Source organism: Parabacteroides sp. AT13 (genome assembly GCF_002272965.1).
Taxonomy (GTDB): domain Bacteria; phylum Bacteroidota; class Bacteroidia; order Bacteroidales; family Tannerellaceae; genus Parabacteroides; species Parabacteroides distasonis.
This window is the reverse complement of record NZ_NQMH01000001.1, coordinates 1,931,230-1,954,778: the sequence shown is the minus strand read 5'-3', so window position 1 is coordinate 1,954,778 and position 23,549 is coordinate 1,931,230. Positions and strand designations below refer to the sequence as shown.

At 46.1% G+C, this 23,549-nt stretch carries 17 protein-coding genes; 14 read left to right on the top strand and 3 right to left on the bottom strand.

Features of this window, described 5'->3' with window-relative positions; genetic code table 11:
• Positions 1-76: 76 nt before the first annotated feature.
• From CI959_RS08160 to CI959_RS08150, 3 genes are all read left to right on the top strand, one after another.
• Positions 77-1,441, top strand: a complete 1,365-nt coding sequence (locus tag CI959_RS08160; RefSeq protein WP_005860600.1) for a sodium-dependent transporter — start codon at positions 77-79, stop codon at positions 1,439-1,441.
• Positions 1,442-1,518: 77 nt separating this feature from the next.
• Positions 1,519-2,247 (top strand): helix-hairpin-helix domain-containing protein, encoded by a 729-nt coding sequence (locus tag CI959_RS08155; protein ID WP_057317649.1) that lies wholly within the window; start codon positions 1,519-1,521, stop codon positions 2,245-2,247.
• Positions 2,248-2,282: 35 nt separating this feature from the next.
• A complete protein-coding gene (locus CI959_RS08150; protein WP_005860596.1) occupies positions 2,283-3,047 on the top strand; it encodes an AAA family ATPase in 765 nt (254 codons plus the stop codon).
• Positions 3,048-3,049: 2 nt separating this feature from the next.
• On the opposite strand, the gene CI959_RS08145 is transcribed toward CI959_RS08150, so the two are convergent.
• Positions 3,050-3,556, bottom strand: a complete 507-nt coding sequence (locus CI959_RS08145; protein ID WP_009016484.1) for a flavin reductase family protein — start codon at positions 3,554-3,556, stop codon at positions 3,050-3,052.
• Between the two features lie 39 nt (positions 3,557-3,595).
• On the bottom strand, positions 3,596-5,923 hold the full coding sequence (locus CI959_RS08140) for a TonB-dependent receptor (protein WP_009016485.1): 2,328 nt from the start codon (positions 5,921-5,923) through the stop codon (positions 3,596-3,598).
• 175 nt (positions 5,924-6,098) lie between these two features.
• On the opposite strand from CI959_RS08140, the gene CI959_RS08135 reads away from it, so the two are divergent.
• Complete coding sequence (locus CI959_RS08135) at positions 6,099-7,499, top strand: sodium:alanine symporter family protein (RefSeq protein ID WP_005863901.1); 1,401 nt, start codon at positions 6,099-6,101, stop codon at positions 7,497-7,499.
• 20 nt (positions 7,500-7,519) lie between these two features.
• Positions 7,520-8,728, top strand: a complete 1,209-nt coding sequence (locus CI959_RS08130; protein ID WP_011967058.1) for an acyloxyacyl hydrolase — start codon at positions 7,520-7,522, stop codon at positions 8,726-8,728.
• 2 nt (positions 8,729-8,730) lie between these two features.
• Here the strand turns inward: CI959_RS08130 and CI959_RS08125 are convergent, their stop codons facing one another.
• Entirely contained in the window at positions 8,731-9,951 is a 1,221-nt protein-coding gene (locus CI959_RS08125) for a pitrilysin family protein (RefSeq protein ID WP_009275529.1), read from the bottom strand.
• 174 nt (positions 9,952-10,125) lie between these two features.
• Between CI959_RS08125 and CI959_RS08120 the strand changes: the two genes are divergently transcribed.
• From CI959_RS08120 to CI959_RS08080, 9 genes are all read left to right on the top strand, one after another.
• Positions 10,126-11,694, top strand: coding sequence for an ATP-binding protein (locus tag CI959_RS08120; RefSeq protein WP_011967059.1), 1,569 nt, complete (start codon positions 10,126-10,128; stop codon positions 11,692-11,694).
• A gap of 4 nt (positions 11,695-11,698) precedes the next feature.
• Positions 11,699-13,345, top strand: coding sequence for a M20/M25/M40 family metallo-hydrolase (locus tag CI959_RS08115; RefSeq protein WP_005860582.1), 1,647 nt, complete (start codon positions 11,699-11,701; stop codon positions 13,343-13,345).
• A 94-nt stretch (positions 13,346-13,439) separates the two neighbouring features.
• Positions 13,440-14,051, top strand: coding sequence for an SIS domain-containing protein (locus CI959_RS08110; RefSeq protein ID WP_005860581.1), 612 nt, complete (start codon positions 13,440-13,442; stop codon positions 14,049-14,051).
• A gap of 17 nt (positions 14,052-14,068) precedes the next feature.
• Positions 14,069-14,998 (top strand): carbohydrate kinase, encoded by a 930-nt coding sequence (locus CI959_RS08105; protein WP_005860579.1) that lies wholly within the window; start codon positions 14,069-14,071, stop codon positions 14,996-14,998.
• A 73-nt stretch (positions 14,999-15,071) separates the two neighbouring features.
• Positions 15,072-16,127 (top strand): tyrosine-protein phosphatase, encoded by a 1,056-nt coding sequence (locus CI959_RS08100; protein ID WP_005860577.1) that lies wholly within the window; start codon positions 15,072-15,074, stop codon positions 16,125-16,127.
• 123 nt (positions 16,128-16,250) lie between these two features.
• Positions 16,251-18,026, top strand: a complete 1,776-nt coding sequence (locus CI959_RS08095) for a DEAD/DEAH box helicase (RefSeq protein ID WP_057317676.1) — start codon at positions 16,251-16,253, stop codon at positions 18,024-18,026.
• Positions 18,027-18,178: 152 nt separating this feature from the next.
• Positions 18,179-19,078: an AraC family transcriptional regulator gene (locus CI959_RS08090; protein ID WP_005860567.1), complete on the top strand. Its 900-nt coding sequence runs from the start codon at positions 18,179-18,181 to the stop codon at positions 19,076-19,078.
• Positions 19,079-19,211: 133 nt separating this feature from the next.
• Positions 19,212-20,312, top strand: coding sequence for an efflux RND transporter periplasmic adaptor subunit (locus CI959_RS08085; protein WP_005860565.1), 1,101 nt, complete (start codon positions 19,212-19,214; stop codon positions 20,310-20,312).
• A gap of 17 nt (positions 20,313-20,329) precedes the next feature.
• On the top strand, positions 20,330-23,512 hold the full coding sequence (locus CI959_RS08080) for an efflux RND transporter permease subunit (protein WP_005860563.1): 3,183 nt from the start codon (positions 20,330-20,332) through the stop codon (positions 23,510-23,512).
• Positions 23,513-23,549 lie beyond the last annotated feature (37 nt).

Genomic DNA, 23,549 nt, shown 5'->3' with positions numbered 1-23,549 from the left:
ATTCAAATTATTACTTTTGCTCCCGAAAATAAGAAAATAGGTAACAATTAAAAGCATAAAAGCAACAATAAATAATATGGCAAACAATCGAGTCACATTCGGTAGTAAATTGGGCGTAGTACTAGCTACCGTAGGATGCGCCGTCGGATTGGGAAGCGTATGGCGCTTCCCGTATATGCTGGGAGCGAACGGAGGTGCGGCCTTCCTACTGGTCTACATACTTTTCATGATATTCTTGGGCATTCCGGTGATGGTAACCGAGTTTTTCATTGGCCGGTATTCCCGTAGTAATACGGTGGGTTCTTTCAAGAAGATGGCTCCCGGAACAAAATGGTGCTGGATCGGGTACAACGGGATCTTGGCCGCATTTTTGATATTAAGTTATTACTCGGTTGTCTCCGGTTGGACGCTTGAATATGTTTGGCAAACGCTAAGTGGCCGTTTGTATGGACAGCCGGATATAGACTATACGGCCGATTTTCAGGATTTCGCCTCCAATGTCTTCCGTCCGATCTTTTGGATGGGCACTTTTATCGGGTTAACTCACTTCGTGATTGTCTCGGGTGTAGAAAAAGGTATCGAACGGGCCTCTAAGATCATGATGCCGCTTTTATTCTTGATCTTGCTGATCATGTGCGTACGTTCCGTGACCTTACCGAACGCTGAGGCCGGATTGCTTTTCCTTTTCAAGCCAGACTTTAGCAAATTGACTTCCTCAGTGGTCTTGAGCGCACTAGGACAGGCTTTCTTCTCTTTGAGTTTGGGTATGGGCTGCCTGATCACTTACTCCTCTTACTTCGGGAAAGATACGAATATGCAGGCCACCGCTTGGCAGGTGACAATCATTAATACGCTTGTCGCCGTATTGGCAGGTATCATGATATTCCCGGCGGTATTCAGTTTCGGCATCACCCCTTCTGCTGGTGCGGAACTCGTGTTTATCACGTTACCGAACGTATTTGGGCAATTACCGCTGAGTGGCTTGTGGTCCTGTATTTTTTATATCTTGCTAGCGATGGCAGCACTGACTTCCACGATCTCTTTACATGAGGTAGCTACGGCCTACGTTCTTGAGGAGTTCCACATGACACGCAAGAAAGCGGCTTTGATCGTTTCCTTAGGGGTATTTTTCTTAGGTATTTTCAGTTCTCTCTCATTCGGGGTGATGAAAGGATTCACGGTTGGAGGCTTGGCCTTTTTCGACGCGCTGGATTACTTGACCGCCAAGATCATGCTACCGCTGGGAGGTATGCTCACTTGTATTTTCGTAGGTACACGTGTCGATAAAAAAGTATTGAAAGCCGAGTTGACCAATGAGGGGACTCTTAAGTTCCGTCTTTTCGGCGCTTACGTATTCTTTATGAAATACGTGGCCCCAATCGCCATCGGTATCGTATTCTTGAACGAATTAGGTATCTTGAAATGGATCACCGGTAAATAATACCGAGAATTCCTTGTCAATAGAAACGGAACTTCTACCTTTGTCGGTGGAAGTTCCACAAATCAAAACATAAGACTATGAAATGGCATGATTTACTTTATTTCTCCAAGGGGGAAAGGCAGGCTCTTACCCTACTCCTTTCCTTAATAGCGATGGCATGGATCGCAATTATCGGGACGGATTTCTACCGTTCCCAATTTCAAACAGTTCCATTGGTAAACACCGGAATCAAACAAGATTCCTCACAGATCTATTCGAATAAAACACCTTCAAATTCCATTCGGAAAGAAAAAGAATCCCATTCGAACGAAACTAAAATCCCTTCCGAAGGGAAATCCAAACGCATCCGAAGGGAATCAAAGCCCCATTTTCCCTCTTATCCCAAAGCAGAAAAATGGCCGCAAGGAACGGTTGTCGAATTAAACTCGGCTGATACCACCGCCCTTAAAATGGTTCCGGGAATTGGTAGCATTTTTGCCAAGCGGATCATTAAATACAGGGACTTATTAGGAGGATTTTATTCCGTAGAACAACTAGGAGAAGTATATGGTATTGACGAGGATCGTTATGAAGCGATGAAATCGTGGTTTTCCGTGGACCCGTCAGTTATTAGTCATCTATTTGTCAACCAACTGTCAGCTAAAAAACTAGCCAGTCACCCATATGTCAGTTATAAACAAGCTAGGATCATCGAAAAAATGATCCGGAAAAAAGGGAAATTACAAGGTTGGGAGGATTTATCCCTATTGGAAGAGTTTCCGGAGCACGAACAACAACGATTACGATATTATCTTTCATTCCATTGATATTTTCACTATGTTTGTAACAAAACATATTCTGTATGATCTATCTGAAGCAAGTAAAATTACTGGACCCGGACTTGGTAGCCGGCGATCCCGAGGAGCTAAAGTATCCTTATAAAGCTCCGGCAGTACGTTTCACGGAATCATTCATTTTCCGCAAGCCGGTCACTTTCCTTGTCGGGGAGAACGGGGCGGGAAAATCCACCCTGCTGGAAGCGATGATGAGTAAATATGAGGAAAGGGATGAGGAAGAACCGGGTATGCTATATGACGGAACCGAGGCATACAAGATTTACGCCAATGTCTTACCCGAGCATATTAAACTGATCGAGACCCAAAAACCGGAAAAGCATTTCTTCTTCCGGGCAGAATCCTTTTTTAACCATGCGGCCGAATTGGATAGGCAAGCCCAACTGGAATTACGTAAGTACAGCCGGATCTACGCCTATAAAGCTTACGGTGGCAGGAGTTTATTGGAGCAATCGCACGGCGAGAGCTTTCTCTGCGCTTTTCTGAATTATGCCAGCCGCAATACATTATTTATATTAGACGAACCGGAAGCCGCACTCTCCCCACAACGGCAGCTGGCCCTTTTAGTGCGTATCCACGAACTGGTGAATAACGGTTGCCAACTGATTATCTCCACGCATTCCCCGATCCTGATGGCTTATCCGAACGCGGACATTTACGCCATCGATGATACCGGAGCGCATGTCACCCCGTATGAGGAAACCGAGCATTACCAACTCACTAAATATTTCCTCACGCATACGGAGCAAATGATGAAAGAACTGCTTGGGTGATATTATTTCTCCCAAGCATTCAAGATCTCGGCAATGTAAACGATATGCGCATTACCGTTCTTCTCATCATACCAACGAGGGAAAACGGTAGGATCTAAAAACTTGGCCTCCTCGATCTCGGACTTATAGACCACTTTGCATTCCAACGTAAGGCGAGCTTCCTCGAATACCGGGTTGCCGGCCTCCGTAAAGAGCGGCGTCAACCCCGTAGCGGCCACTTTATCAATCTCCCGTCCGGATTTAGAGCCACAAATGCTATGGGCTTTCCGGTGCTCCGGTCCTAGGAAAGTAATCGTGAATTCATTCCTAGCATCGATAAACTCACGGGTATAACGCTCCGGACGAATAAAGGCAAACACCACCGGACGGTTCCATAACACTCCCACGCCGCCCCAACTGGCAGTCATCATATTAAACTTCTCCTTATCACCGGCGCTTACCAGCATCCACTCCTTACCAATCAACTCGATAAAGTTGTCTTTGATCTCATTCGGATTAATCGCTTTCATATCTCATTTTATTTTTCCTCAAAGATATAAAATATTCCCTTACTTACCGGTACTCATCACACCGGAGTCATTATCAGCGTTATTCACCTTCTTCTGGCCGGCGCTGAACTTACGGCCGAAGGAGAAATTATAGGAGATCGTCGCGATGAATAAGCGAGAACTTTCCTTGATATAATTTGAACGGCGGAAAGAGGCGTATTGGTTCCAGTTCTCCGTCTCCTGCTTATAATTATCCGTAAACGGATTGATGACACGCAGGCCAACCATCAAGTCCTTATGCCGATAACCGAGTTGAATTCCTTGGATATTCTCACCCCCACTCATCGTCTCGCCCTTAAACCAGTTCCAATTTGTCATTACCATATACCAAAGCGACCATTTCTTCCATGTAGCGGAAACATTCGCCTCGCACCACCAGTTCGTATATCGATGCGTGTAGGTATTACCGTTACTCATATAATGGTTCATACCACCATTGACAGAAAATTGCAAGATGTCCTTGATCGGACCGACCCGCAAATTGGCAGACGCGACAACCCGTTGCCAGTTTTTCTGATTATCCCAAGTCTGGATGATCTTATTTCCTTCCAGATATTTCTCGTCCATGATAGCGTCCGGCTGATACTCATAAGCGCCCAAGGCATTCACGTAAAACAGACCTTTGCGAAACTCGTAATTCAATTCCGTATAATAACTCATATAAGACTTCAGGTTGGGATTACCCCGCTGTATTTGCAAGGAATCGATCACTTGGTCAATCGCACTCAACTCACCCAAAGAAGGAGTCACATTCCCCATCGTTGATTTCAAACGGATGGAAGACTCCCCGGGCAAAGCATAAAACAAGGTCAACCGGGGACTCACCGTATAACGTTCATAATCCGCATCCTCACCCCGTTGACTATAAGACGAGCGATTCACGGTCACACCCAACGAGTAATCCAGTTTTTTCACCTTTCCCTTGAACTCCGCATATACGGAACTCTCCATCTGTTCCATATGCGTCTTATAGTTATGCCCATTGATATAACTGTTATCCGAGAAAGATTGGTTATGGCGTAAACCGCCGCTCAACCGATTACCATTCGTTAATTTCTTCTCATAGATAGCCTCGCCGATAATCGAGTATTTATCACCATCCACCACATTATTTACATCAGTCAACAATTGTTCATGTTTACTCTCTTGATAGATACGGGTCGATTTCGTTTGGTTATAAGTCCCTACCACGTTAAACACCAAGGTCTGGTTATGCTTCAAATCCCGTTGGTAATATAAATCCAGCGCAGGAGCTTGATAGGCTGATCCCGATAGATCGATCATATCCACTTTATCCTCCGGATTCGCCTTATTCATCAAGACTCCTTGATAATCCCAATGCGGTTGATGATTATTCCGGTAGCGGAACGTGGCGTTAAACATATACTTATCCGGCTTTTGATAGCTATAGTTCACATTCAGGTTATGCATGAACAAACGAGCGCGCGAAGGTTCGCCTATTTCCACACGGTTCAAGGTCGTTCCATTCGCTAAATGGAACTCTTCCTCGTTATTCCGTTTCATTCCATAGAAATCACGAGGACCGATCCGATAAGAAGCGCCCCATTCCGAGTTCTTATGATTGATCTTTCCCCAAGCATTATGTTCACCCCACATGGAATTGATACCTTGCGCCATGTCCAGACCAAAACTACCTCCCGTATCCGGCCGGCGAACAATATAATCCAGCACGATATCGGCATTGCCGTAACGTAAGCCCGGGTTATCATGATATTCTATACGGATGATATCCGAGGGATTCAAGGCCTTGATCTCATCCTGTTCCACCTTCACGCCATTGATACGCACTTGGACTACCCCATTTCCCGTGGCCTTGATCTCGTTGTTCAACAAATCCACCTGCACTCTCGGTAGCATCATCTGCTGCAACAAATCCATACCGTTTCCCGAAGCCTTCATCTGGCGATCCGATGGGAAGACCACTTTTTTATCGGCATGGCTCGTCTGGGCAGAGGCGCTAACCGTCACCCCGTCTAAGGATACCGCATCATCATTTAAGGATATTTCTCCCAAAGAAATATTCTTGGACAAGCCTTCCAAGGAAATATACTCCGTCTTAAAGCCTAGACTAGAGACAGATAGAATATAACTCCCTTTTTTAATCTTATTTAATAAAAAATGCCCCTTCATATCCGTAGTCGTACCCGCTACAAAAGAAGAGTCCATTGTTTGCAATACCACATTTGCAAATTCCAAGATTTCTTTGTTGCGAGCGTCCCGCACCATTCCCTTTATCTCCAAGTTCTGAGCAAAAGCTCCCTGTACCATACCGCCTAGCAGTATGATCCAAATCATCATCCGTTTCATTTTTATCGTATTTTTTCCGAATATAGCAGGGTGGCCTTTCCCGCTTATCATTTGTTTCTAACTATAAGACGACAGCCGTTTGGAAAACGTTACAAGAAAATGATAAAAAAATAATATTTCGATGAATTTGCTTCGTAGATACGTATCTTTGTAACCAAACAACAGATTATAAATCATGGAGCTATTGAATAATTGGATCAACGGAGTCAACGATATATTATGGTCATACATCCTTATTATCATGTTATTGGGATGCGCCGTATGGTTTACGATAAAAAGTAGGTTCGTGCAATTCCGCATGATTGGCGAGATGATCCGATTATTAGGCGATTCTGCCGGGAAAGGAGAAAAAGGGGAAAAGCATATCTCCTCTTTCCAAGCCTTCGCCGTATCTTTAGCCAGCCGTGTAGGGACCGGAAACCTAGCCGGTGTAGCGACAGCCGTAGCGATCGGCGGACCCGGATCCGTATTCTGGATGTGGCTGATCGCTTTACTTGGTTCTTCCAGCGCATTCGTGGAGTCTACGTTAGCTCAATTATATAAAGAAAAAGGGAAAGACTCGTTCATTGGCGGTCCCGCTTACTATATGCTACATGGTTTGGGGTTACGATGGATGGGGGTATTATTTGCCGTATTGATTTCGATAACCTTTGGCTTTGCCTTTAATTCCGTACAAAGCAATACGATCTGCGCAGCTTGGGAAGGCGCTTTTGGCATCGATCATGCTTGGATCGGAGCGATTCTTACGGTACTTACGTTAATCGTCATATTCGGAGGTATTCAGCGCATCGCAAGAGTAAGCAGTATTGTCGTACCGGTCATGGCATTAGGATATATAGCATTGGCGTTGGGAATCGTACTGTTTAATATTACCCGCCTACCCGCTGTTATAGAAACCATTCTGTCAAACGCTTTTGGTTGGGAACAGGCGATAGGCGGTAGTGTCGGAGCGGCGTTGATGCAAGGGATTAAACGAGGTCTATTCAGTAATGAGGCCGGTATGGGATCGGCACCGAATGTAGCGGCTACGGCGCATGTCTCCCATCCAGTCAAACAAGGATTGATCCAAGCATTAGGCGTATTTACCGACACGCTGATTATCTGTACCTGCACGGCGTTCATCATCTTGTTTAGCGGAGCGCCATTAGACGGCTCCATCAATGGAGTCCAGCTCACGCAACAAGCTTTGAGTAACGAGGTGGGTAGCATCGGTAGTACGTTTGTCGCTTTAGCGATCCTTTTATTCGCGTTCAGTAGTATTATCGGTAATTACTATTACGGAGAAGCGAATATTCGTTTTATCACGTCCAAGAGAAGTGTCTTATTTATTTATCGTATATTAGTCGGTGGAATGGTCATGTTCGGTGCGTTGGCTAGTTTAGACTTGGCTTGGAGCCTAGCGGACGTGACCATGGGACTGATGACGATCTGCAATTTGATCGCGATCTCATTGTTGAGCCGTCAAGCGTTCCTATTATTACAGGATTACGTAGCCCAAAAGAAAGCGGGTATTAAAAGCCCTGTATTCGATAAGAACAAGATACCCGAGTTGAAAGACAAAGCGCAGTGTTGGTGATCAGACAAACGTATTGAAGTATGATAAAAAGCAAGATGATAAGCTTTTACATAGCGGTCATGATGATATGGACCTGTACGGTAAAAGCTCAAGATGATGATAAATCCATTATCCACAAAATAGGATTCGACGTACGTCCCTCGTATGTCGCCCCTACTAGTAAATTCCTCAAAGATGACGGCTATGGAAACGGGCTTACTTTACGTAAGGCGGCTTCATTCCATTTGAAATACGGATTCCAACTGAATCCTAACTCTAAGGAGGGCCAGCTTTATCCGCACACTTACCAAGGAATAGGCGTCTCTTATAATACCTTTGGAAACCGGCAGGAAGTTGGTAATCCTTGGGCGGCGTATGTTTTCCAAAGCTCCCGCATCGCCAAAATTTCTTCCCGGCTATCCTTCGATTATGAGTGGAATTTCGGAGCCTCATTTGGTTGGCATCCGTATGATGATAACAATAATTACCGCAATAAGATCATCGGTTCTAAGATCAATGCCTATATCAATCTGGGCTTTTTCCTCAACGCGAAACTATCCCGTTATTGCAACCTGCTTGTCGGGGCGGATTTAACGCACTACTCAAACGGAAATACTCATCTTCCGAATGCGGGATTGAATACGATTGGTGGCCGGATCGGACTCGTCTACACGCTCAATCCTATCGAGGAAAGCCATCATGAGATAGGTACCGCACGTTCCTTACCGGCAAATCAATTATACCTCTCCAGCTTTTGGCAACGTGTCAGTTACGATGTCATCCTATATGGTGCGACCCGTGCTAAGGGGGTTATGCTAGGTGATGAGGCCCATATTTTTCCAGGTCAGTTCGGCATCCTCGGATTCAACCTCAACCCGATGTACAAATTCAACCGGTTCCTAAAAGCAGGTATCTCCCTAGACGGCCAATATGACGAAAGCGCAAATATTTATTCCGACGAGATCATCCAAGTCGGCGAAGAACCCCGATTCTACCGCCCGCCCCTCCATGAGCAAATCGGTATCGGCCTCTCTGCCCGTGGCGAATTCACCATGCCATTCTTCTCGATCAATATAGGAGTCGGACATAATTTATTTTACAACAAGGGCGACCTGAAAGGATTATACCAGATCCTAGCCCTCAAGGTATCGGTTACACGAAATTTATTCCTGCATGTCGGATACCAACTGCACAAATTTCATAATCCGAATAACTTGATGTTGGGGGTTGGGTATAGGTTCCATAATTAGCCTCACTCATAAATCAAGCAAAACAACCGTTCCGGAGCGAACACCTCATTCGCCACGTCTAGGATTTGCCCGGCGGTTATTTTCTCGATCTGGGCGAATACTTCAGGGAGGGTGTCGTAACGGTTGTAATGGAGGTAGCTTTTTCCTAAGCCAAGGAAAAGACCCTCCCGGTTATCGCCCGACACGCCCAGTTGACCGATTACCTGCTTCTTGGCGGCGGCTAATTGAGTGGCGGACAGCTTTACGTCACGTAAACGGGCCAATTCCTTATGCACCAAACGCATCGCTTTCTCACGGTTCTTCGGGTCTGTCCCGAAATAGATACTGGCTAGTCCGGTATCGGTATAAGAGGTTATATTGGATTCTACGTTATAGACCAAGCCATGCTTTTCCCGCAAGGAGACATTCAAGCGGTTATTCATGCCCGGACCACCTAAGATATTGTTCAACAAGAACAAAGGGATACGTTTTTTGTCGTGCATACTGAAAGCCCGGCCACCGATCAGTACATGGGCTTGATGGGTATCTTTATGGATCTGGCGTACGCAAGCCTCGATGGGGTCCGGAGCTTTCCGGATCCGTTCAGCCATCGGGAAAGAGATATCGCTTAAAGCGGATTCCGCTGATTTCAAGATATTCTTGAAGTCTTTTCGTCCCATCGAGAAGAACACCATATTCTCCGGGGCGTAGAAACGACGCATGAAAGAACGACCGGACTCGGAGTCAAAGCGAAGAAGAGATCCCTCATCCCCTAAGATATTATGCCCGAGGGCATGACCCTTATAAAGCAAGTTCTCAAACTCGTCGAATATAAGTTCCGAAGGACTATCCTCATACGAATTGATCTCATCCAAGATGACATCTACCTCCTTCTCGATCTCCTGTTTGGGGAATTGGGAATGGAAAACCAGATCGGTCAATAGCTCAAACGCCCGGCCAAAATCCTCCTCCATAAAAATGGAATAAACAAAGGTCTCTTCCTTCGTAGTATAGGCATTCAACTCCCCTCCTACGTTCTCCATACGATTCAGGATATGCCACGCTTTCCGTTTCTCCGTACCTTTGAAGATCATGTGTTCAACGAAATGCGCCAAGCCAAATTCATCCTCGTTCTCATCCCGTGTACCGGCGTTCACGGCGAAACCGCAGTAAGAAACCGGGGAATTAACCGGGAGATGTACCATGCGAAGTCCATTCGGCAATGTATGAGCGATATAATCCATTTTCCTTCTTGTTTGTATCAGCCCGCAAAGGTACGAAAGACTTTCCGGAAAAACATGTACGTCTTTTTCAAAAAACATGTACGTGTTTCCGGAAAAAGACGTACGTGTTTTTTTCGATCTATTTGCCTCCTTGGAAAAAATACCTACATTTGTGTAAATTAAACAGATAAGGCTATGGGAAATATCGTCCGAAAATTACCGATAGGCATACAGAGTTTTGACAAACTACGTACAGAGAACTATTTGTATGTTGACAAGACCGAGTTCATTTATCAAATGGCATACCAAGGTGTCCCTTATTTCCTAAGCCGCCCCCGGCGATTCGGGAAAAGCTTGCTGCTATCGACATTCAAGGCTTATTTCGAGGGGAAGAAAGAATTGTTCCGGGGATTAGCCATAGAGAAACTAGAGACCGAGTGGAAAGAGCATCCGGTACTTCATTTCAGCCTCAACGCCGAGTTGTACGATAGCCGCAAGGCATTGGAGAATATGCTGGAACGCCAGTTGAGGGAATGGGAAAAAATATATGATACCGGAGGTGAGGGTATCACCTATTCCGGACGGTTCATGACCATCATACGAAGGGCGGCGGAGATAACCGGAAGGAAGGTGGTCGTACTGATCGACGAGTACGATAAGCCATTACTTAGGAACCTGCACAACGAAGAGCTACAGAACGAGTTCCGGGAATTATTGACCGCTTTCTATACGGTCCTCAAAGATGCCGATCCTTGGCTGCGCTTCGTATTCATAACCGGTGTCACCAAGTTCGCGCAAGTCGGTATTTTCAGCAACCTAAATCATTTGAACGACATCAGCCTAGCCCCGCAATACGCGGCCCTTTGTGGCATGACATTGCCCGAGATCGAGGCGACTTTCCAGCCGGAGCTTTATGCCTTGGCCGAGGCGAATAAGCTTTCATACGAAGATACCATCGAGAAAATTACACGCCGATACGACGGCTACCATTTTGATTTCCGCAGCGGTATCGCCCTTTATAACCCGTTTAGCGTATTGAACGTGTTGAGTAAACAGGTCTTTTACGACTATTGGTTTGCTTCCGGTACCCCGACATTCTTGGCGGAGATGTTACGGAAAACGAATTACGATATACGGGAGCTGGACGGGATAGAGGTATCCGAGGTATCCCTTTCGGACGATCGGGCGAACATCAATAATCCCGTGCCCATGATTTATCAAAGCGGATATTTGACAATCAAAAGCTACGATGAACGTTTTCGGTTATATACGTTAGGATACCCGAATGAGGAAGTTAAATATGGATTTTTGAATTTTGTTGCCTCCATGTATGCGCATTTACCGGAAACCGAGACTCCCTTTTATATCGGAAAGTTCATTCAAGAGCTGGAAAGCGGAAACACCGAGGCTTTCCTCACCCGCCTAAAGGCTTTCTTCGCCGACATACCCTACGAGCTGAATGACCGGACCGAGCGTCATTACCAAGTGGTTTTCTACATCGTATTCAAGCTACTAGGGCAATTCACCGAGGCCGAGGTACGTTCGGCCCAAGGACGTGCCGATGCCATTGTAAAAACTCCTCGCTACATCTACGTATTCGAGTTTAAGCTGAGAGGTACGGCGGAAGAGGCGATTCGGCAAATCGACGATCGAGGCTATCTGATTCCTTATACGGCCGACGAACGGGAAGTAGTCAAAGTGGGGGTCGCTTTCGACGCAGCCACTCGCAACTTAGGTGAATGGCTGATTGAAAAAACATTGTAATTCTATGAGAAACATGAAAATAATAACCTGTTTACTAACAATCACTTCCTTGGTTTTTACCGCTTGTGGAGGAGGAAGTAATGATATAGAGAAAGCGAAAAGCGTAGCGACCACGGAACATTTAAAGCGATACACCGAGGCCATCTCGCATGACTCCTGCCAAGGCCGTAAACCATTCTCGGAAGGGGCCGACCGTGCGGTGAACTATATCGCTCACCAAATGAAAGAGGTTGGGCTGAAACCCATCAACGGCGATTCTTATTTCCAACAGGTTAATATCATATCCTCACGCACACGATGCCCGGACCCGATGGTCCTAAAGACCCCGAAAGGGAAAATCCCCTTAGATTGGTTGGAAGGTTACACCGCTTTCTCCGCACGGATCGAGCCGGAGATCGATATAGACAACGCAGAACTGGTATTCGCCGGCTATGGGATCGTAGCCCCCGAGTATGGGAAAAATGATTTCGAGGGAATCGAGAACCCGCAGGATAAAGTAGCGGTCGTTATCGTAAATGACCCGGGACTCGGAAGCGACAACACGGATTATTTTAACGGTGATATCATGACCTATTACGGTCGTTGGATGTATAAATTCGAGGAGGGCGCCCGACAGGGATTAAAAGGAGTTTTGATCATCCATGAAGACCGGGGAGCGGGCTATCCTTGGTCGGTCGTACGAGCTTCCGCCCAATCTAAGATGTATGTGGACAGCGATAGCGATGCCTATCATTGCCCGCTAAACGGCTGGATCCAATTCAATGCCGCCAAGCAATTGCTGGCCGATAATGGCTACGACATTGACCAACTAATCGAGCAATCTAAATCGCCAGACTTCAAGCCCATCTCCTTGAAATCTACGGTAACCGTCTCGATGAGGAACACCTTCGACCGCCAGCAAAGCCCCAACGTAATCGGTTATATTCCCGGTAGCGGGAACACGGATGAGAGTGTTATTTATCTAGGCCATTGGGACCATCTAGGCTATGGAGCACCGATCAACGGCGACAGTATCATCAACGGCGCTACCGATAACGCCGTAGCCATCGCATGGATGCTCGAGATGGCACGTTGTTTCAATGCCTTGAAAGAGAAACCCCGCCGGAATATCGTCTTCCTCTCCCCTACTTGCGAGGAGACCGGATTCCTCGGTACGAAATACTATGTGGAGCACCCGTTGTTCCCGATTGATAAGATAGCCGCCGTAATCAATCTGGATGTCTTCCCGCTATGGGGCGAGAACAACGATGTCACGATCACCGGATACGGCAACTCCGAGCTGGATGATACCCTAGCCGAGCTAGCGAAGAAATACAACCGTTACATCATGCCCGACCCCGACGCTTATAACGGGATGTTCTATCGCTCCGACCATTTCCCTTTCGTACAAAAAGGCATCCCGGCCATGTTCGCCAAAGGTTGGAACGACAACCGCAAACAGGGTAAGGAGTGGGCCAAAGAGCATATCGCACATTATTGGGCGGAAACTTACCACAAACCGACCGACCAGACCCATCCCGACACGGATGATTACAGTGGTCTGTTACAAGAAGTACAATTATTCTTCGACCTCGGTTATAAACTGGCACAAGATACCGGATACCCGAAATGGAAGCCGAAGTCCGAATTCGCAAACGTCTTAAAAAGATAAATTGTCTGAAATAGATGATGCCAATATCAGTAAATATAAATACTTTCGCGATCGTTATTCAGGCAGGAATGCCGTAAAACAATCAATCAACAATATGGTAAACGAAAATATCACCTCTTTATTGGAGCAGGAAGCGGAAGCGGTTCGCAACATACCCGTTACACCCGGATATGAGGAAGCGGTATCGCTTATAGTGAAACATGTACACGACCTAGGTGGAAAACTGATCATGAGTGGAATGGGTAAAGCCGGGCAAATCGCCTTGAATATCGCTACCACCTTTAGCTCGACCGGTACACCTGCTTTTTTCTTACATCCCAGCGAGGCACAACACGGAGATCTGGGAATCGTATGCAAGAACGATATCATGTTATTGATCTCCAACTCAGGAAAGACACGTGAACTGGTGGAATTGGTAGATCTCACGAGGGGTTTGGTGCCAGACATGAAATTTATCGTTATCACCAGTAACCCGGATAGTCCTCTAGCCGCCGAGGCGAACGTATGCCTGTTGACCGGCGCTCCCAAGGAAGTTTGCCCGTTAGGCCTTACGCCGACTACCTCCACGACCGTCATGACGGTAATAGGCGATATCCTCGTGGTCGGAACCATGAAGCGTATCCATTTCACCAACAAGGATTACGCCAAGCGCCATCACGGGGGCTACTTAGGCTCCAAGAGCCGTGAGCTAAGCAAGAACGAATAACAAACCAGTATATAGTCATGAGAAAAGTCTTTGGTATAGGAGAAACCATCCTCGATATCATTTTCAGGAACGACCAACCACAGAAGGCCGTTCCCGGTGGCTCCGTCTTCAACGGATTGATATCATTAGGTCGATTGAATGTCCCCGTATCCTTTATCAGCGAGCTGGGCAACGACCGGGTTGGCGACATGATTCGGGATTTCATGGAAGATAACCACATCACGACCGAGTTCGTAGACCGTTTCCCCGATGGGAAAAGTCCTATATCACTCGCTTTTCTGGACGACGATAAGAACGCTAATTATATCTTCTACAAGGATTACCCGGCGCAACGGCTGGAGGTGCCCCTGCCTAAGATCGAGAAAGACGATATTTTCGTGTTTGGCTCTTATTATTCCCTGAACCCGGTCTTGCGGACTCGTATGGTAGAATTTCTGCAATACGCCCAAGAACGGAAAGCGATCATCTATTACGATCCCAATTTCCGCAAGGCACACGCTCATGAGGCGATCCGCCTCATGCCTACCGTACTGGAAAATCTGGAATTCGCCGACATCGTCCGGGGCTCGGACGAGGACTTCCAGAACCTTTATGGCAAGAGCGACGCACAGGAGGTTTACAAAGAGCATATTCAGTTTTATTGTGATCGTTTCTTAACAACTCACGGGGCAAACGGAGTCAATCTCCACACCCGTAATTTCACACGACATTTCGATTCCCCGCAAATCCAGCCGCTTAGTACCATCGGCGCCGGCGACAATTTTAACGCGGGTATTATCTACGGACTTCTAAAGTATGACGTACGCCATGCCGACCTTCCCTCTCTGGATCAGGATACTTGGGGAAAAATCATCCGCTGCGGAATGGACCTCGCCTCCGAGGTTTGCCAAAGCTATGATAATTATATATCCAAGGAGTTCGCGGCGAAGTATGTTAGTCAGTCTTAAATATCATTAATGAAGAAGCGGGAAAAACTTGTTTTACTATCTTTGTAAGGAAAGCTTATTATCATAGAAGACAATGTTAGGAAAGATTCTCTCTCTATTCGCCAGTGTGATCCTGTTAGTGGGTTGTTCCTCTAACGCACCCGACATACGAGCTATTTGCCTACGTGATGACATCGGAAATTACGTGATAAAATGGGAAACCGATCCGGTAATGGAGGGGATTGTCAAGATGACCGTGTCCGACAACCCGGATCTTTTCACCAACGAGTCCCCGATCATTTACGCCAACATCAAGGATGGCGTAGCTACTTACATCACGAACGATAATATATCACGTAAGTATTTCCGCCTTTCTTTTAATGATAAATACCCACGGATCATCGGGGCACGCTCGGCGGTTATGGATAGCGTACAGAATTTCCGGGATCTAGGCGGTTATACCTCTACAAACGGGAAGACGGTGAAATGGGGCAAGGTATTTCGCTCCGGCGAGTTAAGCAGCTTGAGCGAATGGGACTCCATCCGATTGGATAATCTAGGGATCAAGACCATCATCGACCTCCGTACGAACCAAGAAACCCTCACCGCCCCTATCAAATATACGAAAGCAAATATCCTGCAAATCCCCATCTCGGTCGGCAAGATCGCCGATGCCCCCCAACGTGTTATCGAGGGACGAATGCGGAAAGGAGACGCCGGGGTATATATGGAAGACGAGTACCTGCAATTCGTGACAGATAATACCGATCAGTTCGCCAAGGTACTGGAACAGTTCCAGAACGAGGATAATTACCCCATTCTCATCAGTTGTTCCTACGGAAAGGATCGTACCGGGTTTCTCACCGCCATGTTACTCGCCGCCTTGGATATTCCCCGGGATGCCATCATGGAGGACTACTTGACTTCCAATCAATATATCGATACGAGTCATTTAGCTGATATCGTGAAACATCTCTCCACAGACGCCCAAGAAAGCATTACGGTATTCCTTACGGCCAACGAGGGGCTCATGGACCTAGCTTTCCATAAAATCAAGAAAGAGTACGGTTCCACCGAGAAATATTTGTCGAAAGGATTACGTCTTACTGATAAGAAACGTGAAAGGCTAAAAGATATATTACTTTATTGATATGAATCCGAATTATTTACGTACCTTTGCGGCCACTGAATATTATCATATATACACAATCGCATTTTGAAAACATTTGAAGAATTAGGAGTTGCCGCACCGATATTAAAGGCAATCCAAGAGATGGGCTACGAATCGCCCATGCCCGTACAGGAAGAAGTGATTCCTTTCTTACTGGGAGAAGATAACGACGTAATCGCATTGGCACAAACAGGAACCGGCAAGACAGCCGCTTACGGCCTGCCGATCCTGCAAAAGATCAATGTCTCTCAATATCAGCCTCAAGCGCTTATCCTTTGTCCGACACGCGAGCTTTGCCTACAGATAGCGGACGATTTGAACGATTATTCTAAATACATCGATAACCTGAAGGTTCTCCCTGTATACGGAGGTTCCAGTATAGAGAGCCAGATCAAGACACTGAAGAGAGGCGTACACGTGGTAGTGGCTACCCCGGGACGTTTGATCGACTTGATGAACCGCAAGACGGTTGACTTAAGCAACGTAAAGAACGTCATTCTTGATGAGGCGGACGAGATGTTGAACATGGGTTTCACCGACAGTATCAACGAGATCTTGGCGGCTATACCGGAAAACCGCAATATGCTGCTCTTCTCCGCTACCATGCCGAAAGAGATTGCCTCTATCACCAAGAAATACATGAAGGACCCGAAAGAGATCGTCATTGGCAGGAAGAACGAGGGAAACAAGAATATCCGCGATATCTATTACATGGTTCGTGCGCAGGATAAATATCTCGCGTTGAAACGTCTAGCCGATTATTACCCGAACATCTACGGTATCATCTTCTGCCGTACCCGTAAGGAGACACAGGAGATCGCCGATAAATTGATTCAAGACGGCTATAACGCCGACTCCTTGCACGGCGAGCTGAGCCAAGCGCAACGTGATTACGTGATGCAGAAGTTCCGTATCAAGAATATCCAGTTATTGGTCGCTACGGACGTAGCCGCACGTGGTTTGGACGTGGATGACTTAACCCATGTAATCAATTACGGTCTGCCGGATGAGGTAGAATCTTATACCCACCGCCGCGGACGTACGGGCCGTGCGGGAAAAACGGGTATCGCTATCTCTATCTGCCACGTAAGGGAAAAAGGCAAGATCCGCGAGATCGAACGAATCATTAACAAGAAATTCGATAAAGGCAAGATGCCTACCGGTGAGCAAATCTGTGAGAAGCAATTGTTCAACTTGGTGGACCAGATCGAGAAAGTGAAAGTGAACGAGGAGGAAATCGCTAGTTTGATGCCTTCTATCTACCGTAAATTGGAATGGCTGGATAAGGAAGATATCATCAAGCGTGTCGTATCCTTGGAGTTCAACCGGATGATCGACTATTATAAAGATAACGATGATATCGAGGTTGTAGACGAGAGCGCCCCAAGAGAAAGAGGCAAACGTGGTGGTAGAGGCGAAGCGGAAGAAGGCTACACCCGTTTCTTTATCAACTTTGGAAAGACAGACGAGCTTACACCTCCTCAACTTATAGAGTTGGTTAATAAGTGTGTACCGGGTAAGGTTCGTATCGGTCGTATCGACTTACGTGATAATTTCTCATTCTTCGAGGTAGAAGAGGGAGAAGCCAACCGTGTCATGGACTCGATGAACGGCTTCGAGGTAGACGGACGACGTATCTCCGTAGAACCGGCGCAAGCGAAAGGCGAAGGTGGTAAAGGCAGTCGTGGTAGCCGTGGAGGTAGCCGTAGCGGAAACGGTTTCAGAGACCGACGGGATAGCGGTAGAGGAGGCAGAGACAGCCGCCGGGAAAGCGACCGTGGAGACCGTGGCGGTAGACGTTCCGGCCGTGGCGATGACAAACCGAAGCGTAAATTCTATGAGGACGCTCCTCGTGGAAAGAAAAAACGCAGTAAATAAAAATAGATATTCATAACCCTTCCTAATGAGCTCGGCATCGAACCGGGCTCATTTTTTAATTAAGGTTATAAAGGTCTTAAATTATGCGTACCTACAAAGTTTGTGGTACTTAATTCCTTATTTTTGCCAAAACTGGAAAAAGTCCTGAAGACATGCAAACAGAACTAGTACGTCAGCTAACCATAGAAGATTTATCGCAAAACGCTGTGCTTGACTATATTGATGGAGATATAGCATTTGCCAATCGCCTCCGCCTTCCTCATGTGCCCCATGCCAAGCCTGTCAAGATTGACGCATTAAAATTGTTGATATGCACAAAAGGCACATTGCAAGTAGACGTGAATACCAAGACACGGATAATCCGAGCCAACGAAGTTCTGTGTTGCCTTCCTCTGACCGTACTTCGCAATGCTATCGGTAGTGATGATTTGGAATGCAAGGGGATCGCTATCTCCATGAATATAGTCAGGAGATTAGTCAGCTTGGGTGGTGGCACACGAGACAAGTTTTTTTATCTCGAACAAAACCCAGTCCTGCCAATAGGACAAAAGGGAGCACAAATCTTCGAATTATATCATAAATTAATTGGTTCCAGGATAAAAGCAACAGACAATCCTTATCAGAAAGGGATCATGTCTGCCCTTATCAGCGCTATATTCTATGAGTTGCTAGGTAATTTGGATACATATTGTATATCCAGAAACAACACGATGTTCAAGCAAGGCGATCTTTTATTCAATCGATTTATAGAATTACTATCTAAATCAAAAGTAAAAGTACGCTCCGTCTCTTTCTATGCGGATAAGCTCTTTATCACTACCAAATATCTCTCGGTGATATGTAAACAGGTATGTGGAAAGACAGCTTTCGATATCATTAATGAATTTATCATAGAGGATATCACCGAGCTACTTAAATACTCTGAAAAATCCATTAAGGAAATAGCCAATTATTTGGAGTTTCCCAATCTCTCATATTTCGGGAAATACGTGAAGGCACACACGGGTATGTCGCCTACCCAATACAGAAAGCATCTTATAAATAAGCTATAAAAGCATCTCATACTTTCTTTTTGAGAAACCATACTACAAGATATTACAATCAGAACACTTCACCAGCACATTTGGTATATAAAAATGAGCTATCTCCTTTTAACTTTGCGCGGAATTTTAAAAGGATATACAAATGGTTATGAGTTCAAAATGGATGAGACTAATAGGATTAGTCGGTTTTACGGCAGTATTGGTGTCTTGCAAACAAACACCTCAAGCTCCAATGAATGCCAATTATGCAACAATGAAAATAACAGTAAGTGACAAGAAATTCTCTACCTCTTATTCAGCCACGATCCGTGGACGGCAGGATATCGATATTTATCCACAGGTATCCGGAACTATCGAGCGCCTTTGCGTAACAGAAGGTGAGAAAGTCCGGAAAGGACAAATTCTTTTCGTCATAGACCAAGTACCCTACAAGGCAGCCTTGAATACGGCTATAGCCAACGTTAAATCAGCAAAGGCAGGCTTAGCCACGGCGGAATTAACCTACAACAGCAATAAAGAGCTATATGCCCAGAAAGTAGTATCAGAGTTCAGCCTAAAGACCTCCGAGAACAGTTATCTCACCGCACAAGCAGCTTTGGCACAAGCTGAGGCTCAAGAGACAAACGCCCGCAACAACCTCTCTTATACCGAAGTAAAAAGTCCGAGTGACGGAGTGGTAGGAGCGTTACCCTATCGGGTCGGAGCCTTAGTCAGCGCCAATATTCCACAGCCATTGACTACAGTATCCGACAACTCGAACATGTATGTGTATTTCTCTATGAATGAGAACCAGCTTTTATCCTTGACCCGTCAATATGGTTCCATGGATGACGCACTGAAGAACATGCCGGAAGTAGAACTTAGACTAAATGACAACTCCATCTACGAACATAAAGGAAAGATCGAGTCGATCAGCGGCGTGATCGATCGCCAGACCGGTACGGTAACCGTCCGTTCTGTCTTCCCAAACGAGGCACGCCTACTACATAGCGGAGCCTCTGGAGCGGTAATCATCCCCAGTACATATGAGAATTGTATCGTAATCCCACAGGAAGCGACAATACGTCTACAGGATAAAACAATGGTATATAAAGTAGTGGATGGCAAAGCAGTCTCATCCTTGATCACGGTAGCTGAATTGAACGATGGACGCGAGTATGTCGTATTAGACGGACTGAAAGCCGGTGAAGAAATCGTATCACAAGGAGCCGGATTGGTACGTGAGGGAACACAAGTTAAATAAAAAGAAATCAGTGCATTATGAAAGGGAATATATTTATCAAACGGCCTGTTATGGCTATATCCATTTCCATCCTGATCTTGGTAGTCGGGCTGATTTCGCTTTTCTCGTTACCTGTTGAGCAATATCCGAATATCGCTCCGCCAACAGTAAATGTATCAGCTACCTATACCGGCGCAGATGCCAACGCTGTGATGAACAGTGTCATCATGCCTTTGGAAGAAAGCATCAATGGTGTGGAAAATATGATGTACATCACTTCTACCGCTACAAACGCAGGGACTGCAACTATCGAGGTATTCTTCAAACAGGGAACTGATCCCGACATGGCAGCGGTTAATGTGCAGAACCGAGTCTCTAAGGCACAAGGCTTACTACCGGCCGAGGTAACCAAGATTGGTGTCTCCACTCAAAAACGCCAGACGAGTTTCTTACAGATCGACGCATTAGTCTGTGATGATGGTCGCTACGACCAAACATTCCTTGCCAACTACTTGGACATTAACATTATTCCACAAATCAAACGTATCGAAGGTGTGGGAGATGTGATGATGTTAGGTGATGCTTACAGTATGCGTATTTGGCTCAAGCCGGATCGTATGGCTCAATATGGATTGGTACCATCAGACGTAACTGCCGTACTAGGCGAACAGAACCTGGAAGCTCCAACAGGCCAATTAGGCGAGAACTCACAAAACGTATTCCAATACACGATGAAATACCGCGGACGCCTAAAAGATGTCAACGAATTTAAGGAGATCGTCATCCGATCACAAAATGATGGATCAGTCCTACGGCTAAAGGATATCGCAGATGTAGAGCTCGGAACTTTGACTTATGGATTCGATAATAAAATGGATGGTAAAGCAGCCGTAACCTTCTTGATTTTCCAGACCGCAGGCTCTAACGCTACCGCCGTGAACGAACAGATCACCAACTTGCTGAACGAACTTGAGCAGGATCTGCCGAAAGGAACTTCTTTCATGACTATGATGAGTTCCAATGACTTCCTCTTCGCCTCTATCTATAATGTGGTGGAGACCCTAATCGTCGCAATCATTCTCGTGATCTTAGTGGTTTACTTCTTCTTGCAGGATTTCAAGAGTACGTTAATTCCCTCTATCTCGATCATTGTCTCATTGGTCGGAACCTTCGCTTGCTTGGTTGCGGCAGGATTTAGTATCAACATCTTGACTCTTTTTGCGTTGGTATTGGCTATTGGTACGGTGGTGGATGATGCGATCGTCGTAGTAGAAGCGGTACAGGCGAAATTCGACGTCGGCTATAAGTCGCCCTATCAAGCGACTAAAGATGCCATGGGCGATGTTACCATGGCGATCATTTCTTGTACCTGCGTATTTATGGCAGTGTTCATCCCTGTAACTTTCATGGGAGGTACATCCGGAATTTTCTATACTCAGTTTGGTGTGACCATGGCAACTTCCGTTGGTATCTCCATGATCTCGGCTTTGACACTTTGCCCGGCGCTTTGCGCTATTATGATGCGTCCATCCGATGGCAACAAGAGTACCAAGAGTATCAACGGCCGTGTACGTGCCGCTTATAACGCCTCGTTCAACGCTGTGCTAGAAAAATATAAGAAAGGCGTGATGTTTTTCATCCACCATCGTTGGATGGTATGGGTATCATTAATCGCTACGCTTGTGCTGTTGGTCTGGATGATGATGACCACAAAAACCAGTTTGGTCCCTCAAGAAGACCAAGGTGCGATCATGGTAAACATGTCCATCGCTCCGGGTAGCACGCTAGAAGAAAACAAGCTAATAATGGCCAAAATAGAAAAAATCCTGGAAAGTACGCCAGAGATCGAGCATTATGCCCGCATTGCCGGTTATGGGCTTATCTCCGGACAAGGAGCCTCTTACGGTTCGGTTATCATCCGACTGAAAGACTGGGATGAGCGTAAGGGAAAAGAGCACACCGCCGATGCGGTGATTGCCCGGCTCAACGCACAATTCCATCAAATCAAGGAAGCACAGATCTTTAGTTTCCAAACTAGTATGATCCCGGGTTACGGCATGGGTAACTCCATTGAGTTGAACATGCAGGACAAGACCGGAGGCGATAAGACGATTTTCTATAACTCAGTATTACAATTCCTCGGAGCCTTGAACCAACGCCCGGAAATAGCGATGGCCTATAGCTCTTACGCCATGAACTTCCCGCAGATCTCTGTAGATGTAGATGCCGCCAAATGTAAACGAGCCGGTATCTCGCCCGCTTCCGTATTGGATGTTCTCGGTAGCTATTGCGGTGGTGCCTATATTTCCAACTATAACCAATTCGGTAAAGTGTATCGCGTGATGTTGCAAGCCTCTCCTGAATATCGTCTCGATGAGCAAGCATTAGACAATATGTTCGTACGCAACGGGACGGAGATGGCTCCTATCAGTCAGTTCGTCACTCTTAAGAGGATTATGGGATCAGAAGTGGAGAACCGCTTCAACCTATTCAGTGCCATTACCGTAAACGTGAACCCAGCTCCGGGTTACTCAACGGGAGAGGTGCAGCAAGTAATCAAAGAAGTAGCCAACCAGAGCCTACCTGCCGGTTATGGCTACGAATATGGAGGTATATCGCGTGAAGAGGCAGCATCCGGAGGTACACAGACTATATTCATCTATGCGATCTGTATCCTGTTGATTTTCTTGATTCTCGCATGCCTATACGAAAGTTTCCTAATCCCGTTCGCTGTCATCTTTTCCGTACCTTTCGGATTGATGGGGTCATTCCTCTTCGCTAAGTTATTCGGATTGGAAAACAATATCTATCTACAAACCGGTGTAATTATGTTAATCGGCCTATTGGCAAAAACCGCCATTTTGATTACGGAATATGCCATCGAACGCCGTCGGAAGGGCATGGGTATTATCGAATCAGCCTACTCCGCCGCCCAAGTACGTCTGCGTCCTATCTTGATGACCGTATTGACGATGATCTTCGGTATGCTTCCGTTGATGTTTGCGAGTGGAGCCGGCGCCAACGGTAACTCCTCGTTGGGTACTGGTGTAGTCGGCGGTATGGCTATCGGTACATTGGCCTTGCTTTTCGTTGTACCAGTATTCTACATCGCTTTCGAGTTCTTACAAGAGAAGATCCGCAAGCCGATGGAAGTAGAGGCAGACCTACAAGTATTGCAAGAGCAAGAAAAGAGCGCAAACGAACGCGAGAATCATAAATAAATCGGGAGAATCCCATTAATTACAATTATAGAAAAAG